The 17,258-nt window shown below is 68.2% G+C and carries 13 protein-coding genes and 1 pseudogene; 1 reads left to right on the top strand and 13 read right to left on the bottom strand.

Annotated features, from left to right (window positions below; all coding sequences use genetic code 11):
* Positions 1–95: 95 nt before the first annotated feature.
* From VKN16_05590 to VKN16_05565, 6 genes and pseudogenes are all read right to left on the bottom strand, one after another.
* Positions 96–301: pseudogene (locus VKN16_05590) on the bottom strand (sulfatase-like hydrolase/transferase).
* Positions 302–397: 96 nt separating this feature from the next.
* Positions 398–1,978 carry an arylsulfatase gene (locus VKN16_05585; GenBank protein HME93668.1) on the bottom strand — a complete coding sequence of 527 codons (1,581 nt, stop codon included), beginning with the start codon at positions 1,976–1,978 and terminating at the stop codon, positions 398–400.
* 130 nt (positions 1,979–2,108) lie between these two features.
* On the bottom strand, positions 2,109–3,362 hold the full coding sequence (locus VKN16_05580; protein HME93667.1) for a hypothetical protein: 1,254 nt from the start codon (positions 3,360–3,362) through the stop codon (positions 2,109–2,111).
* Positions 3,363–3,481: 119 nt separating this feature from the next.
* On the bottom strand, positions 3,482–3,877 hold the full coding sequence (locus tag VKN16_05575) for a response regulator transcription factor (GenBank protein HME93666.1): 396 nt from the start codon (positions 3,875–3,877) through the stop codon (positions 3,482–3,484).
* Between the two features lie 114 nt (positions 3,878–3,991).
* Positions 3,992–4,639 (bottom strand): response regulator transcription factor, encoded by a 648-nt coding sequence (locus tag VKN16_05570; protein HME93665.1) that lies wholly within the window; start codon positions 4,637–4,639, stop codon positions 3,992–3,994.
* Positions 4,640–4,672: 33 nt separating this feature from the next.
* Positions 4,673–6,910: an ATP-binding protein gene (locus VKN16_05565; protein ID HME93664.1), complete on the bottom strand. Its 2,238-nt coding sequence runs from the start codon at positions 6,908–6,910 to the stop codon at positions 4,673–4,675.
* A 476-nt stretch (positions 6,911–7,386) separates the two neighbouring features.
* Between VKN16_05565 and VKN16_05560 the strand changes: the two genes are divergently transcribed.
* Positions 7,387–9,687: a tetratricopeptide repeat protein gene (locus VKN16_05560; protein ID HME93663.1), complete on the top strand. Its 2,301-nt coding sequence runs from the start codon at positions 7,387–7,389 to the stop codon at positions 9,685–9,687.
* Positions 9,688–9,690: 3 nt separating this feature from the next.
* On the opposite strand, the gene VKN16_05555 is transcribed toward VKN16_05560, so the two are convergent.
* The 7 genes from VKN16_05555 to VKN16_05525 all read right to left on the bottom strand — a co-directional run bounded on the left by VKN16_05555 (position 9,691) and on the right by VKN16_05525 (position 17,205).
* The gene (locus tag VKN16_05555; protein HME93662.1) at positions 9,691–10,710 is read right to left on the bottom strand and encodes an HAD family hydrolase; all 1,020 of its coding nucleotides are present in this window, start codon (positions 10,708–10,710) and stop codon (positions 9,691–9,693) included.
* 74 nt (positions 10,711–10,784) lie between these two features.
* The gene (locus VKN16_05550) at positions 10,785–11,855 is read right to left on the bottom strand and encodes a hypothetical protein (protein HME93661.1); all 1,071 of its coding nucleotides are present in this window, start codon (positions 11,853–11,855) and stop codon (positions 10,785–10,787) included.
* A gap of 72 nt (positions 11,856–11,927) precedes the next feature.
* The gene (locus VKN16_05545) at positions 11,928–12,344 is read right to left on the bottom strand and encodes a hypothetical protein (GenBank protein HME93660.1); all 417 of its coding nucleotides are present in this window, start codon (positions 12,342–12,344) and stop codon (positions 11,928–11,930) included.
* 17 nt (positions 12,345–12,361) lie between these two features.
* Entirely contained in the window at positions 12,362–12,838 is a 477-nt protein-coding gene (locus VKN16_05540) for a glycine zipper family protein (protein HME93659.1), read from the bottom strand.
* 23 nt (positions 12,839–12,861) lie between these two features.
* Positions 12,862–14,742 (bottom strand): hypothetical protein, encoded by a 1,881-nt coding sequence (locus VKN16_05535; protein ID HME93658.1) that lies wholly within the window; start codon positions 14,740–14,742, stop codon positions 12,862–12,864.
* Positions 14,739–15,770, bottom strand: a complete 1,032-nt coding sequence (locus VKN16_05530) for a DUF4105 domain-containing protein (protein HME93657.1) — start codon at positions 15,768–15,770, stop codon at positions 14,739–14,741. The genes VKN16_05535 and VKN16_05530 overlap by 4 nt, the downstream gene beginning before the upstream one ends.
* Positions 15,771–15,795: 25 nt before the next feature.
* A complete protein-coding gene (locus tag VKN16_05525) occupies positions 15,796–17,205 on the bottom strand; it encodes a carbohydrate porin (protein HME93656.1) in 1,410 nt (469 codons plus the stop codon).
* Between the last annotated feature and the right edge of the window lie 53 nt (positions 17,206–17,258).

Genomic DNA, 17,258 nt, shown 5'->3' with positions numbered 1-17,258 from the left:
GACGGTCGACTCGTCCCGGCGGCATGGTGTCAAGAACGAGGGCCACGAGCTATGGGACCAAGGTCCAATACCGTCATGCGAAGACGCTCCTCCGGGAACATCTCCTTCTTGACCGTGCCGGGCTTGATGACGCCGGGCCAGCGCACGACCAGCGGCGCGCGCATGCCGCCTTCCCAGGTGGTCAGCTTTCCGCCCTTGAAGGGCGTGGTGCCACCGGCGGGAACGTGATCACCTCGGCGCCGTTGTCGGTGGTGAACGCGGTGAGCGTGTTGTCGAGCTGGCCCATGTCCTCCAGCTTCTTCCAGGCCCTTCGTGCGGGTCCCATCGCTTGCCTCCGCACTCTTTCTCGGTTCACTGCGTTCTCGGGCTTCGCCGTGGAGCCTCGCCCCTTCCCTGCCTACTGCCCTCGGGCCCTCCTGGCCGCCTCGATCTGCGCCTTCACCGCATCGAGATTGAAGCTGGCCCCTTTCTGCATCGGCGGAAACTCGACGGCCGTCATGGCGAGCTTCTCCACCTGCTGCTGGACGAACACGAACCGCCAGAATTCGTACTTGAACCAATCGAAGTATTGCTGCGCCCCGATCTTGCTTCCGCTTTCGGGCCAGCCCGTGCGCTCGAACGGATCGAGGCGAAGGTTGGTCAGGTAGGGCACGTCGACGTGGGTCTTGGCGCCGAGCCAGCCGCCGGGCTGGTCGATGAACCGGTACTTGAAATCGTCAACGCGCACGGCGCCGAGCGTGCTCTCGCCGAAGTAGAAGATCTCGTGCCGATTCGACGGGCCCTTGCCGGTGATCATGTTCGTCTGGTCGTACCCGTCCAGGTGCACCTTGTAGGTGCGGTCACCCATCTGCTTGCCCTTCTTCAGCTCTTCGATGATGTTCGGGTTGCCGGCGGCGGCCAGGAGCGTCGGGAACCAGTCGAGCCCGGACATGATGCCGTTCTCGACCGTGCCGGCGGGCACCTTGCCCGGCCAACGGATCAGCGCCGGCGCGCGGAACCCGCCTTCCATCACGGTGCCCTTGCTTTGGGCGAACGGGGTCTGCCCGCCGTCCGGCCACGTGAAGACCTCCGTGCCGTTATCGGTGGTGAACACGACGATCGTGTTGTCGTCCACTCCCATGTCCTTGAGCTTCTTCAGCACGAGGCCGATGTCATCGTCGAGCTGCGCCATGCCGGCTTCGTGGATCGACCAGCCGTTCTTGGAGTTGCGCATCGCCTGGTATTTCGGCGACAGGTGCGTGACGATGTGCATGCGGGTCGGATTGAGCCACAGGAAGAACGGCTTGCCGTCGGCCTTGGCCTTGTCGAGGAAGGCCAGCGCCTTGTCACGGATCTCGTCGTCCACCGTTTCCATGCGCTTCGGGCACAGCTCGCCGGCGTCCGTGATCCTCTGCTTGCCGACCTTACCCCAGCGCGGATCGACGGTGGCATCGTCGACGTTGGTCGCAAAGGAGTGGAGCATGTTGCGCGGCCCCACCTGCGGTCTCAGATCCTGAGGATAGTTTGGATGGCAGGGGTCCTCCATCGCGTCGAGGTGATAGAGGTAGCCGAAGAACTCGTCGAACCCGTGCACCGTGGGCAGGAACTCGTTACGATCGCCGAGGTGGTTCTTGCCGAACTGACCGGTGGCGTAACCCATCGCCTTGAGCGCGGTCGCGATGGTGGGCGCTGCGGCGGGGAGGCCGATGGTGGCGCCGGCCTGGCCGACGGTGGTCATTCCGGTGCGTATCGGCAACTGACCGGTGATGAAGTTCGCGCGGCCGGCCGTGCAGCTCGCCTCCGCGTAGTAGTCGGTGAACAGCATGCCCTCGGCGGCGATCTTGTCGAGGTTCGGCGTGCGGCCCGCCATCATGCCGCGGTGGTAGGCGCCGATGTTCCAGATGCCGATGTCGTCGCCCATGATGAAAAGGATGTTCGGCTTGCCCTGGGCCGCGGCGACGCCGGTCGACGCGAGCACCACCGCCAGGGTCAAGACCATCATCACCGTCACGCTTCGTCTTCCGCCGTACATCATGTCTGTTGCCTCCTGTCGGATCGGCCGGGGTTCTCAGCACGCCGCGAGGCTCGAGTTCCGCCGTTGTGCGTCTCGCCGGGGCTCATGCGGGGAGCTAGCGCTCGGCCCCGATGGAGTGGCTCTCGTCCACCGACCAGCCGCGCGCACGGAATTCCCGGGCCGCAAGATGCGACATCCGCCCGGACAGCCAGGCGCTGCGCCTCGGCGCCTTCAGGTCTTCACGCTCCACGATGCGGGCGGCGCGCTCGGTCCAGGCGATGTAGTCCACGGGGGCCGGCAGCACCAGCTTGCCGCCGGCCGTCCGCCCGATGATGGGCCCCGGGGCGCTGACCAGCGTGATCGGCTCCACCGTCTCGTGGTGCCGGGCCAGCATGTTGACGGCCGCGGTCACCCCGCGGGTCTCGTCCTGTGTGCGAGCGATCGCGGCGAAGCCCACCACCGACGCGACGCCGTTGACGCCCTGCAGGCGCTGGCAGCCCTGAGCCAGCGCGGCGAGCACGCTCAGCGAGTACTGGGGATTCTTCATCAGGGCGGTGACCGCCGCGTCGCTCGCGCCGGTCGCCACGAAGGTGACCTTCGCCTTGTTGATGAGATCGGCCGCCGGCGTCTCATAGACTGTCGAGTTGGTGATGGTCACCGCGGACATGACCGTCGAGTACGGCATCACCACGGACGTGGCGGCCTGAATGCCGAAGCGCCCGGAGAAGGCGACCCACGCCATGTCGTCGAGCTTCTTGGCCAGGACCGGGTTGGTGGTATAGGGATCGACCCCGAGCCCCTTGGCGAGATCCCGCCGCTCCTTCTCGTAGCCGAGCGCGGTCACCGCGATGCCGCCGACCCGCTTCGAGACGTCCGCCACCTGCTCGCCGCCGCTCGCGCCCGGCGCGGTGGCGGCCTGGTATACCTTCTCGCTTCCCAGCTCGATGCGATCGAACAGGCGCCCGACCCCGTCGGGTAGGCCCGTGATGGTTTCCACCGGGTTGACGAGCATGTTGACGGTCGACGTCACTGGCCGCGCGATCGCGTTTCCGGCGGCCTCGGCGAACTCTTTCGTCTTGCTCATGTCCTCGAGCTGGCCGAGAGCGTAGATCTCCCGCACCCGGATCTGGAGCATGTGGATGCCGTGCGCGTCGAGCGTCCCGAAATCGGACCGGATCGCGAACCGGTAGAGGAAGCCTTTCACGGGGACGCGGCTGTCCACCGTGTAGCGCGGCCCTCGGAGGATCTCCGGCCCGACCAGGTCGGCCGCCTTCAGCACTGGCTCGGCCTCGTAATGTGTCTCCGCCCATGCCCCTGCCGCCAGCACGGTCACGGCCAGCAGCCCCAGCGCGGCCATCTTGCGCGTCATCGCAACTCCCTCCTCATGTCGGTTGGGGTCGGTTCATGGCGCGGAACCTAGCTGAGAGTCGGAGACCTCACAATTCGGAGAATCACGGAAGGGATCGGGACATTTCCGGAGGTCCTGCTTCACGTGACGCCCCCGACATCGCTCCCGATGCCCGAGCCTACGTAGCGCTCGCCCCGAAGCGCGGCACGCACCGCCGGCAGGAGCTCGCGTCCGGCGCGGTGCTTCGACACGCAGGCCAGCGCGCCCGCCGCGTAGCCGCGCTCGGCGAGCTCCGGATCGTTGTGCACCGTGGCGAGCACGACCCGGGTGGTCGGGCGGCTGGCCAGGATCGCCGCGGTGGCCGCGATGCCGTCCAGGCCCGGCATGACGATATCCGCGACCACCACGTCGGGCTGGAGAGCGTTCACGGCGCGGACCAGCGCGAGCCCGTCCGCTACCGTGGCCACGACGTCGAACTCGGTCGCGAGCAGGTTCCGCAGCTGCTCGGCGACACCCGCGTGGTCCTCTGCCAGCACGACCCGAGGTAGATCCACGAAGGCGACTGTAGGAACCGGCGCGCCGGGTGACAATTCGGAGAACCCCGGAGGCCATCCGGAAAACTTCGGAGATTCGCCGATGGGACCAAGGTCCTATGGATCCGGGCGCCCGTGAGGCGCGAGGCCCTGCACGATCGCGTAGCGGATCAGCTCGGCCGTCGTCTGGAATCCGAGTGTCTGCATGGCCTGGTACTTGTGGGTCTCGACAGTCCGTGGTGACATTCCGAGCGCGACCGCGATCTCCTTCATCGTCTTGCCCGTCGCGATGAGCGAGACGACCTCGCGCTGCCGCGGCGTGAGCGGCCCTCCGCCGGCGGCTTCGCCCTCCGACAGCGTGGCGAGGATATCGTCCGCGAGGTGCGGCGGCAGGTATCGCCCGCCCCGCAGGACGGTGCGGATGGCCGCGATGAGCTCCTTGCTGGCGGCGTGCTTCACCACGAAGCCGACCGCCCCGGCCCGGAGAGCCTGGGCCGCCGTCGCGGCGTCGGCGTGCATGGTCAGGACGATGACCTTGGCCTGGATCGCCGCGTGCTTGAGTCGGCGCAGCACCTCGATGCCGCTCAGCCCCGGCATGGTCATGTCGGTCACGATGACGTCCGGCCTGAGCCGCTGCGCTTCTGCGAGCAGGCGATCCCCATCCGGCACGGCGCCGACGAGGGAGAACTCGGTGCGGAGCAGCCCGGCGAGGCCCTCGAGGACGATCGTGTGGTCGTCGGCCAGCAGGATGGTCGGGCGGGTCACAGGGGCCAGGCCGCGCGACCGTTCACCGACCGGTCAGGCCAGCGGGACCAGCACATGAATCGTCGCACCTCGATGAGGCCCGGTGTCGATGATGAGCCGACCTCCGGCGAGGCGGACTCGCTCGTCGATGCTCAGCAGGCCCAGGCCGCCTCCGCCCCGCGCTTCCTCGAGGTCGAAGCCGCGCCCGTCGTCTCGAATGGTGAGGGCCAGATCCGGCCCCGTTCGCTCCAAGCTCACCCAGACGTGATCGGCCTTTGCATGTCGCCCCGCATTCTTCAATGCCTCCTGGGTGACCCGATACAGGCACAGGGCAATGTCGTCAGGTATCGTTCCGAGCTCATCCTTCGCGGAGCACACCACGGCGAGACCTTGCTCGCGCCGGAACTCCCGGCAATAGCTTCGCAACGCGGCGGCCAGGCCGGCGTACTGCAAGATGCCCGGATGCAGCTCGTGCGAGAGATGCCGGATCGCGCCGGCCAGCTCGACCGCGCGGCCCTGGAGCCGCGCGAATTCCTCGCGACGTCCTTCCGAGGTGCCGGCAGGGAGTCCGTCCTGGAGCGCGCTGAGCGCGATCGACAGGGCCGCCAGATCCTGGTTCACGCCGTCATGGAGCTCGCGCGCGATGCGTCGCCGCTCATCCTCCTCCGCGGTCATGAGCCGGCTCCCGAGATCCCGGATGTCCCGTGCGCTGTCACGGGCTGCGCGGTCGGCCCGCTGGCGGGCCAGGGCGCCGGCGAAGATGTCGGCCAGGAGCCGGAGACGCGGCATCAGCTCGTCCGGCCATCGCCGCTCCTCCCGCACCGTGCCGACTGACAGCGTCCCCACGACCACCCCACCATCGACTAGGGGCGCCACTGCCGTCGAGAGGGTCTGGAGCTTCTGAAGGCTCTGGAGGTCCGTTGAGGTCCCCGAGGGCGCCTCGGAGACAGGGAGCCGGACCACTTCTCCCTTGTGGATCTGCTCGAAGAGCCAGGGAAACTGACTCTGATCGGTCACCGTGACCATCGGCTGGACGCCGGGACGGCTCCATGAGTGCGTGACCCGCGCCTCGCCGGCCCGAGCATGGGACCAGAGCGTCGCCCGGTCCGTCTCCAGATCATCGACGATGCGACGGAGGCCGGCGGAAATCTCCCGATCGACCTCGGCAACCGGACAGGACGCAAGCGCCTGCGAGATGTTCGAGAGGAGGGTCTCGAACCGCAGTCGCTCCCTGAGGTTGTGTTGCGCGCGGCGGCGCTGCGCGCGCTGCACCAGCAGGGTCGTGATCAGCCCGCTCTGGAGGAGGATCAATCCCGCCGCCGCGATCACGTACCCGCGGTACCGCTGCCATAGCGATGGCTCCTGGAATCGAACGACACTTCCCGCGGGCAGAAGACGACGGTCGATGCGCCACCGCGCCAACTGCCGGTCGTCGAAAACGGGGATCGTCGTGCCGGCGGTGGTAGGCGCCGGCCGCTCCCCTGCGATCACCCTCCGCGCCAGATCCGCAGCGACCCGGCCATGAGACTCGAAGTCCATCACGTGACCGCCCACGACCCCGCTGCCGACGACTCCGTCGGTGAGCGCGTAGACCGGGACGGTGGAAGCCGCGGCAATGCGTCGAGTCGCCTCGGTGGTGACGAAATCACGCCCGGTGCCATCCCGCAAGAATGGACCGGTGAGTACGACGGTATCCTTCGAGAGCGCGGCGACGGCGTCGAGGATGTCCTCCAATCTCCAGTCGACCAGGTAGCGAATCTCGACGGCACCGCCGACGTCCGCCAGCTGCTCCCGGGCCGACTCCAGCCACAGCCGCTCGGCTACCGACGATCCCACGAGCACGATCGCGCGCCGTGTGCCGGGGTGCAGACGACGGGCCAGATCCAGAGTGTTCCGCCAGCCCCGCTGGCGCCACGTGCCGGTGACACCAGACCCGGGTGAGAGATCAGCGAACGCGGACGCCTCGACCGCGACGAGCACCACTGGCGCGCGCGGGAAGAGCCCGTCCCGTATCTGAAGGGCCAACGGAACGGTCAGCTGCCCCTGCGATACGATCACATCGATCCGACGATTCTGATACTTGAGCCGAAGAAGCTCCCATAGCTCGGACCGTGGCATGTCGCCCTGAAACGCATTCAGGTCCAGGAACTCGGTGTAGAAGTAGATCCGCTCCGGCAAGCCGGTCGCGAGCGTCGATCGGAAAGCCTGATCCACGTTCACGACCGACGGGATCAGACGGGATTCCGAGTAGAGGAGCAGGATGCGGTGGGTCGGTTCGTCCGCCGACGGCACTGCTGGTTGGCCCCACGTCGGAGACGCGGGAGCCAGCAGCGCCAGCGCCAGCCCTACCCGGAACGCCGCTCGGCCAGGAGAGACGCAGCGGGTTCCGGGCCGTATCATCACGGTCGGCCCTCTGTCGGGCGTGGTCGGCTCATCCTCGTATGCCTCTGCGCACAGTGGGGCATGGCGACTGTGCCAGCGGCTAGGTCTCCACGTCCATAGGACCTTGGTCCTACCGCGCGAAGACCGGCCCCGGCCCACGGAATTCCGGTGGCCTCCGTGATATCGTCACCGGGCATCGTGGGACCGGATCGTGACACGAGTGTGACGTAGAGGGAGAAATGGGCCGGAAGAGAAGACCGCGGAGGAGGCATGCCGGCCCAGGCGCCGCGTCCTCACCACCACCGGCCGCGCCCACGGACCGCGCCGTGTCGGCCCCGAGGTCGTACAGACCGGGACCGTTCGCTTTGCTTGCCGGGATGTCGCTCGTGCTTCTCGTGTCACTCGGAGCCTGGTGGTGGCGGTCGGCACATCCGACGCCGACGTGGCTCGGCGGAGGTGCACCGTCGGGGCCGGTCGCCGCCACCTACGTCGGGCGTCGGGTCTGCGGCCAGTGCCACGCGCAGATCGAGCAGCGCTGGCGCGGATCTCATCACGATCTGGCCATGCAGCCGCCGACCGATGCGAGTGCGGCCGGCGACTTCAACGACGCGCGCTTCACCTACGCGGGGGTCACCTCGACCTTTTCCCGGCGCGACGGCAAGCTCGTGGTGCGCACCGACGGCCCCGATGGTCGAATCGCCGACTACGAGGTCAAGTACACGTTCGGGATCTCTCCGCTCCAGCAGTACCTCGTCGAGCTGCCGGGCGGGCGCCTGCAGGCGCTCGGCATCGCCTGGGACACCCGGCCTCGGGCGCAGGGCGGGCAGCGCTGGTTTCATCTCTACCCGGGTCAGAACGTCACGTACGCAGACGAGCTGCACTGGACGCGGCCCAGCCAGAACTGGAACTACATGTGCGCCGAGTGCCACTCAACCGGTGTCCGGAAGAACTACGATCCGAAGAGTCGAAGCTTTGCCACCGCATACGCGGAGGTCAACGTCGCCTGTGAGGCCTGCCACGGGCCCGGCTCGAACCACGTCGGGTGGGCCCAGAAGGAGACGGGGCGCACGGACGAGGCGACAAAGGGGCTCATGGTCACGCTCGCCGATCGCCGTGGGGTCACGTGGACGATCAACGCGGAGACGGGGAATGCGCAACGCACCCCGGCGACCCGTGCGGGCCACGAGGTCGAGATGTGCGGCCGCTGCCATGCGCGCCGCGGTCAGTTCTCCGAGGAGGAGACGTCGCGTCATTTCCTGGGCGAGACCCACCGGGTGGCGCTGCTCGAGGATCGCCTCTACTACCCGGACGGGCAGATCCGCGACGAGGTGTACGAGTACGGCTCGTTCCGCCAGAGCAAGATGTTCCATCGCGGGGTGACGTGCTCGGACTGCCACGATCCGCACAGCGGCACGCTGCGCGCTCCCGGCAGCCAAGTATGCCTCGGCTGCCACTCAGCACAGAAGTACACGTCGACCACCCATCACTTCCACCCGCCGGGCTCGCGCGGCGCCGACTGCCTCGGCTGCCACATGCCGACCACCACCTACATGGTGGTGGACCCGCGCCACGACCACTCCTTCCGCGTGCCGCGCCCGGATCTGTCGATCACGCTCGGGGTGCCCAACGCGTGCACCCGGTGTCATGCCGATCGGGCGGCCGCGTGGGCGGCGAAGCAGGTGGAAGCGTGGTACGGCCACACCCCGCGCGGATACCAGCGCTACGCCGAGGCGCTGGGCGCGAGCGCGAGCGGCGCGCCCGGATCAGGCGGGCTGCTCGAAGCGGTCGCTCGCGACGGCGATCAGCCGGCCATCGCGCGGGCGAGCGCCATCGCGCGCCTGACGCCCGCCTCGAGCCCCGGGGCCGGCGACCTGCTTCGCTCGGCCCTGCAAGACAAGGATCCGCTCGTGCGGCGCGCGGCGGCCGGCGCCCTGGAGAGCGTCGAACCCGCGCAACGAGGCGAGCGGCTGGCTCCCCTGCTCGACGACCCCGTGCGGGCGGTGCGCATGGAGGCAGCCCGCCTGCTCGCCGGCGCTCCACGCGAGCGCCTGACCGAAGTCCAGCGCGGAGCCCTCGACCGCGCGTACGCCGAGTACGTCGCGGCCGAGCGGTTCAACGCCGATCGCCCCGAGTCGCACCTCAACCTGGCCCTCGTCTTCGCGGCCCAGCGGCGGGTGGCGGAGGCCGAGGCCGAGATGCGTACCGCCCTCGAGGTGGACCCGCGCTTCGTGCCGGCCGCGGTGAACCTCGCCGATCTCTACCGGGCGACCGGACGAGACCCGGACGGCGAGCGCGTGCTCCGCGACCTGCTCGCGCGCGACCCGCGAAGCGCGCCGGCGCACCACGCGCTCGGGCTGCTACTCGTACGGCAGAAGCGACAGGCCGACGCCCTGCGCGAGCTGGAGACGGCGGCGCGGCTGGCCCCGGATAGTTCCCGCTACGCCTACGTCTACGCGGTCGGTCTGGACGGGGCGGGACGGCGCGCGCAGGCAATCGAGGTGCTGGAGCGGAGCCTCGGCCGGCATCCGTATGACCGCGACACGCTGGCCGCGCTCGTGGCCTTCACGCGCGAGACGGGCGGCCCACGCCGCGCACTCGAGTACGCCCGCCGGCTCGCCGTGCTCGAGCCCGGCAGCGCCGAGGCGGAGCAGCTCGTCGAGCGGCTCGAGGCTGAAGCCTCGCGCTGACTCTTACTCGAACGCGAAGATCTTGTTCCAGTCGGCCTTCATGTCCACGACCGTCCAGCCGCGGCGCTTCGCCTCGTCCAGCGCCTTGTCCAGCCGGCCCACGTGGGACTGCCGGTCGTAGGCCCACTCCCGCACCGCGTCGGTGTGGTGTACCAGCCCCATGAACCGCGCGCCGTCGCCGGCCGCGGTCCACTGGAGCATCTGCTGGTCCCCGTCCGAGTTGCCGAAGGCCAGCACCGGCCGCCGGCCGATGAACTTCTGGATGCCCACCGGCTTGCCGGGGCCGTCGTCGACGAAGTCGACCTTCGGCTGGCGCAGCAAGAAGGGCTTGCCGTCAGGGCCCTGCTTGAACACGGTCTCGAAGCTCGTGCCCACTACCTGTTCGGGTGGGATTCCGTAGGTGCGCTCCGTCCACGGCCGCATGAACTCGACGGTGCCGCCGGACACGATGTAGGTCTTGAAGCCATTGGCGCGCAGGTACGCGAGCAACTCGATCATCGGCCGGTAGACCAGGTCGGTATGGGGCCGCCTGAACCGCGGATGCTGCGCGGTGGCAAACCAGTCCACGACGTTCCGGGTGAACTCCTCGGTGGTCATGCCGGTGTGCGTGGCGAGCAGGAGCTGGATCAGCCCCTTCTGGCCGCTCGCGGCCAAGGCCTTCATGTCGCCCTCGAGCACTGCCTTGAACGGCTGCTGGGTCTTCCACTCCGGGTGCTTCGGCGCCAGCGCTCGGACGCGATCGAACGCGAAGGCGAACTGAAAATAGATCGGCTGCTCGGACCAGAGCGTCCCGTCGTTGTCGAAAGTCGCGATGCGCAGATCGGGTGCCACGAATCGGGCATCGCCCCGGTCGGTGATCGCCTGGACGAAGCCGACGATGCTCTGCTTGGCCGAGCCGTCGTTCCAGGAGGGCAGCGGATCGGTCTGGGCTGAAGCGACGCCGACGAGGATCGCGAGCGCGATGAGGACGACGGCGGCCCGCACCACGGCCAACCGCGTTCGGTCGACGATGCGGCGGCGCATGTCGCCATCTTCGACCCGCTCGGGGGCCGTTGCCATAGGACTTAGGTCCTACGGACAGGGTGCTGGTGGCTCGATCAGTTGGCCGGGATGGTGAGCACCGGCGCCGGCGCCTTCTCACCGGTATCGGCCAGCGTCATCAGGATCAAGAGGAACGTGAACACACCCTTCGATCGGAGATCGCGGTTGTCGATCCAGTACCAGAAGTCCCCGTAACGGATCGCCGCGAAGGCGTCGGTCGGCTTGGACGTCCCGCTCATGATGTGCAGGAGCGGCGGAATGGTCTCCTGGTCGTTCGCCGGCGGCTGAAGCACCGGAAACGCGCGGCCGTCCTGCGCGTGCTCCGCGGGTATCGTCACGGTCGCGGACAGCTCGAGGAGAATCTGCATCCCCGAGCGGGTCTGGATCGCGATCGTATCGTCACGGTCGGTCGCTTGCCCATAGACGATCCGGAAATCGGACTTGTCTGGATTGAGGCCGAGGAGCTTCCGGACGAGAGCCCGATCGGCCAGCACTTCTGGAGGCGCGTTCTTCTTCGGAAAGCTCATGATGAGCCCCTCGGTCTTCGTCTCCCGATCCCGCTCGGCGTGAAACGCGATGGCACCGGACTCCTGGATGCGCCAGATGGCGCGGACTAGCTGCGCGAATTCGGGATCCATCAATCGTCCACGGCCGCCGGCCCGGCCATTGGAGATCCCGTTCACGGACTGGACCGCCACCGTCAGCAGGAGGTCCGCCCGGTATCCGGCTTCGATCAGCTCCATGAGGCGGATCGGCGGGATCGGCGTCATCAAGGTGCGGATGAAGCTGGAGCCGGTGAGCGGCACGTAGGTCACGGTGGGCCGGTCCGTGTACTGGCCCTGCGCGCCCAGCCCGATGCTGCTATTGGGCACGCCGGGTACGATGGTGCTGGAGTTGAAGACGCTCCCGGCGGCCGAGAACGAGCTCTGCAGCTGGTAGCTGCTCACGATCTGCCCCACGTCCACGAAGATCGGCGTGTCGGCGTAGCGGAGCTTGACGATGTTGAGCAGTGTCTGCTGCTTCCAGGAATTGGCCACCGCGGAGGTGTACTCGAGCCGGTCGCGATCCAGGGTGACCGATCCGTAGCTCGCGCAGCCGGCGAGGAGGCCCGCGCCCACCAGGAGCATCAGCGACCAGACGCGTGAGTCACCGCGTCGCGGTCGAAGCGCCTCCGGTGAGCGCAGGCGGTTCCGGCGCACCTACGGCAGCGTGCAGCGGCCGAAGATGGCGAAGAGCCCGTCGTCCTCGACCACCGAGCTGCCGAAGATGCCGCTATCCGAGGCGATCACGATATTCCACGCCTTGCCGTTCTCGGCCCCCTGGAGCATGAGCTGGTTGTCCACGATCGCGGAGGACTTGATCGGGGTCTTGCGTCCCGCGGTATCGTTGTCGGTGAGCAGCTTGCCGGGCACGTCGACCCGAACGAAGCCTGGCAGGTTGTTGCCCTCTTGCGGCGCACTACGCTCGCAGTTGCCGTCCTTGGTGCACTCGCTCACCGCGGTGACCGCGCACAGCATGGGCTTGGAGCCGTCGTACTTGCCGGCGGCCGAGGCCGGAGCCGCCAGGGCCACCCCGCCCAGCGCGAGGACCAGACCCGTCACCTGAAATCGGTTCATCGTCGATCTCCTCATGGCTAGTTGACCTGGTAGCCTTTCGCGCCGAGGCACGAGGCCAGGGCGCGCTTGTAGTTCTCGCTCTGGACCGCCTGCGCCTGCTGGTTCTGGGCCGCCACGGCCTCTTGCTGCCGCATCTGATCGCGCCGGCGCATGCCGCCGACCATGGCGCCGGTCGCCGCGCCGATGGCCGCGCCCTTGCCCGCGTCGCCACCTATCGCGCCGCCGACCGCGCCGACCGCGGCGCCGCGCGCCGCGCCGCGCCCCGCGCCGGTCGTGGGCGGGGGCGGGGCCGCCATCTGCGGGGCCGCGTTGGGCCCACCGGTCTGCTGGCTGGCCCATCCCTGACACTCGTTCGTGTCCTGAGACTGCTGCTGGGGACTCTGTCCCTTCTGCGGATACACAAAGACTTGCTGGCCCCACGCGCTGCCCGACGCGATCAGCAGCGCGCCGGTCACCATCCAGCCCTTCACCATCACGGATCTCGTCTGGATCATTGGTGCTCCTCCTGTTCGGGAATTCAGCGGTTCTCGTGCAAAGGACCACCGGGGTTCACCCCGGCGTGCAACCGGAGAATGCGCCGCACCTCCTCGATGGTGTGGGGATTCCCCTGGGTGGAGTGGCTGGACTTCACGACCAGCTCCGACTCCACCGGCTCGATGTGCGCGCTCGAGTACTTCACCACCCCGTCGTCGCCGTCCGCGACCGGGCCATCTCCCTCGACCGCCACGATGGAGTTGACGGTGACCGACGAGGCCACGGGAATCTTCTGCAGGGCCTGGATGAAGCGGTTCCGGGGGGACATGTTGTCGACGGCGGAAGGGATGACCCTCGCGGTCTGGTCATTGCGAGCCAGATCCGCCGCGGCCTCGGTGAGCACCACCGGGATGCTGAGCATTCGTCGCGTGAGGTTGGCGATGAAGTTGCGCCCGGCGACGAAGCTGCCCCGATGGGGCGTACAGATGAAGACGACCCGCGAGACCTCCGGCAGCGGCTCGACGAACAGCGCGGCGCGGAGCAGCTCGCGGGTCTTGCTGGTGAGCACCAGTCGTTCGAGCGGTGTGGCGCTCGCTTGTTTCCAGAGCTGATCGCCGCTGTTGACCGCCTGCATCTTGACCAGGAGGCCGCCCTGACTGTGCCCGATCAGCACCATTTTCCGCATCGCCGGGTCCTTCCCGTCCGGATCGAGGCGAGCGACCGCGCCGGTGAGCGCCTCGCGCAGCCGCAGCGCGGAGAGGGCGACGGGATTGCCGGAGTCGTACTGGAAGAACCAGAACTGATACCGGCTCCGGATCTCCGGGTCTGCGAGCAGGCGATTGTACATCTCGGCCCAGCGGACCACGCTGGACGCGGTGCCGTGCACGAACACGACCGGGATCAGGCCGGGCCGATACGGCGTGGTCGAAACGAGCGGCGGCCGATCCCGGAGGGCGCCCGAGAGACGCCCCAGGAACCCGAACATCTCCACTTCCATGATCGGCAACCCGGTGAACGTCAGGGCCAGGGCCGCCGACGGCTGGCTCTCGAGCGGCACCTGCTCGCCCGCGATCTCGACCGACTCGCCGTCCCAGGCCAGATGGAGCTCGAGCCGGCCCGCCAGCGGCTTGCCCGCCATCAAGGCGCGTCGCGCCTCCGAGATCCTGAGCAGGGCAGTCAGCGGAACCTGCATCCGAGGTGCGACCATGTCCCGGCCCGGCTTCGAGGCGTCGACGGGCCGGCTCAGGGCGGCCAAGGGCGCGCCCAGGCCCGGCCACCGATACCGCATCGCGAGCCCGTACAGATCCAGCTCCACGAGCGGGGTGAACTGATACAGCTCCCGATCCCCGGCTCGGAGGTTGGCGGGATCGAACGCCACGTCGATCTTGCCGAACGGCAGATCGAACGCGCCGCCGCGCGGAACGACCGTCGAGCCGTCCTCTGAGAGGAACGCGGTCATCAGGGCCCAGTTGTACAGATCCGCCGCGATGCGCAGACGCGGGTCGAAGCGCCCGGGTTCGGCTCCGCTGCCCTCGGGGAAGAGGAACGCGTACGCGTAGACGGCGGCGGCCAGCTCGTAGCTCGGCTTGCCGACCGTCTGGCCGTGCAGGAACGACAGCTCGGCCAGCGCGAAGAGCAGGTCTGGATCGCCGCCGGCCGCAACCATCGCCTTGTGAAGCGCGGCCAGAACCTCCTCGGGCCGCTCCTCGAACTCCTGGTACATGCCCTGCTCGAACAGGACGTTGCGCGTCTGCCAGGTCGGGTCGCCGGTGGTGGTGGCGCTCCGGCCAAGCTCGCGGAGCACGACCTTGGGATCGCTGCGGGTGGTGCCCACCGGGCCGGCACACGCGGCCAGCACGAGGCCAACCCCCAGGCTCATGGCCAGCCGCGAGAGCCCCGGGTGTAGGCGTGTCACGCGCGTCATGGCGACATCCTCGGCAGGCCCTCACGGATGCGCGCCGAGAACTGCAGATCGGCGTCGGCCGCCTGCGCCCGCGGGTTGATGTAACTCTTCGCCTTCAGCTCGGTGAACGGCAGGGAGTGATCGATCGCGCCGAGGTCGTAGGCCAGCTCGTCGAGATGGCCGTTCAGGAAGAGCTTCCAGCTCCACCACGAGCGCTCCTGGTACGGGCCGGCGATGCGCTGGATCGCGGTGGTGCAGTTCTCGGTGAGCGCGTTGTACCACTCCGGCTGCTCGCGCAGCCGGTTGATGGCGCGGACGTAGCTGAGCAGAAGGCGGCGGGCGTTGTCCGGGGAGGTATCGAATCGGTAGAGATAGACGTCCTCGCCCCGGCGGTCGCGGCGGTAGTTCGAGCGCAGGCGGATGACGTCACGCTCGTCGGCAACCACGTAGAACAGCTCGTACTGCCGGAAGAACCCGCGCACCGCCGAGTACTCCTCGCCCTTCTCCTTGCGGGTCTCGATGGAGATGGCCAGGTGCTGGCCGTCGTCGAAGGCCCAGCTCACGATGGTGTGGGCGATCCACGGCGAGCCCCAGTAGATGAGGAAGAGATCCAGAGCGCGCAGCTTCGAGAGGTCGAGGTCCCGGTCCTCGAGGCGCACCGTGTAGTCGGTCTCGGTGCGGTACGCCGCGTTGCGAACGTTGTGGAACAGGAGGTGGTCGCCGCGCACCTCGGCCCACGGCAGCGTGGCCACGTCGGGCTGCCAGTCCCGCGCATTGGACGGCCGGAGGGAGAGCCAGGCCAACAGCACCGCCACGAAGGCGACCGCGATCGCCAGCACCACCCGGCGGCGCGGGCGCACGAGCAGCACCGCGATCAGGGCCGCCACCGGGATGAGCAGCCCGAGCATGATTCGGAGCGAGTTCGGGCCCGGGGCGAGATCGAAGTAGGTGGCCAGAGCCATCCATCCGACCACCGCGCTGCACGCGAGCGCCAGCAGGATGCAGCCGAGCCACGAGAGGGGCCGGAAGCGCCTGGTACCGTCGGTCAACGCATCAGTCCGGTGCCGCGAGCGATCAAAACCGGACGTACATGCGTGCGCCGACCACGATGCCGGTGTCGATATCCTTCACCCCTCCGCCGCCCGAGCTGACCGTCTTCTTGATGACGGGATTGAGTATCTGCAGGTCGAGACTCGCGCTGAGCCACTGGGTCACCGCGGCATTGTAGTACATCTCCACCGTGTCCCCGGTACCCAGCCCGAGGTTGAAGGTGTCGCGCAGGAACGGCACGAAGTTCCCGCTGACCTCGGTGCGCGCCCAGCCGACTCCGAAGGAGTCATGCGGGCGTCCCGGCACCACGCCCTTGCCCCCGATGCCGGTGACGAAGCTGTACTTGATCGGGTTCGCCTTCCCGTCGGACGCGCCGAAGTTGAAGAACATCCCGATGCCACGGGTCTGATCGCCCCCGGGATGCCAGAAGTACTGATCAAACGAATAGTACACGAACCAGCTCGTGTCCTCGCGATTCGGGGGCTGAGTCGGAGTGAGCAGATCGGGCCGGAATCGCTGCAGGAATCGCGTCAGTGGAGGTCCCGGATCCGCGAGCCGGGGAAACCGCTCCTGCAACAGGAGCCTGGCGATGTTGGAGGGATCCTGCTCGAGCGAGAGGCGCGACTTGTTGCTCCACATGCCACCGAAGCCCTGATGTCCCACTAGGCCGAAGGGCTTGATCGTGAGCTTGGCGCCGGCGATGACCATCGCCCCGTCGTCGAACGCCTCGGAGATGTCGTTGTTCGTGATGGTGCCGCTCGGATCGACCGCCATCGCCGAGAGGATCAGGGCCTCCCACGGGATCACGACGACGCCCCCGCCGTAGGCCGAGAGCGGCATGAGCGCGGCCGTGATGGGAAAGGCCAGCGCCGTGTTCATGAACTGGGTGCGGTAGTTGCCCGCGAACTCGCCCTGGAAGCCGTCCACCAGGAAGATCTTGCCCGCGAACAGACCGAACTGGCGGCTCAGGAACTGCGTGAACGTCAGGTTCGTGAGGCCGCTGGTGTTGTTGTCGAGGTCGGGAATCATCGTGGCGACGTTCACCGGCACGAGAGCGCCGGAATCCTCGTTCACGCTGGTCCCGAAGCTGGTCTGGCCGGAAACCTTGAGGAAACCACCGGGCCAGAGCCCGAGCTTCTGCGTGTCCACGTTGAGGGTGTACTCGGCGTTGCCCCAGAACTCGGCCGCCGTGTTCTTGCCACCGCTCACGCCCTGCGGGGTGAGGAGCAGGTCGGTGTCGAGCACCACGCCCTTCTTGCCCAGGTCGTCGCGCAGGCCCCACCAGCTGCCGGTGAGCCGGGGCCGATCCCAGAAATCGCCGCCCCAGGTGGGCGGGATGTCGACCGGCTGCGCGCTCGAGACGCCCGGGGCGAAGGGCAAGAGCGAGCCGAGCAGCACACCCAAGGCGTGTCGCGTGGTCCGGCGGCGTCTCATCGCGCGTCTCCTCGTCCCCAGTGAATGCCCGCTCGAACCATCAGCGGCAACTC

Source organism: Candidatus Methylomirabilota bacterium (assembly GCA_035315345.1).
In the GTDB taxonomy this organism is placed as follows: Bacteria; Methylomirabilota; Methylomirabilia; order Rokubacteriales; family CSP1-6; genus CAMLFJ01.
The sequence above is the reverse complement of the archived record's forward strand: the minus strand, read 5'-3'. Positions and strand labels throughout refer to the sequence as shown.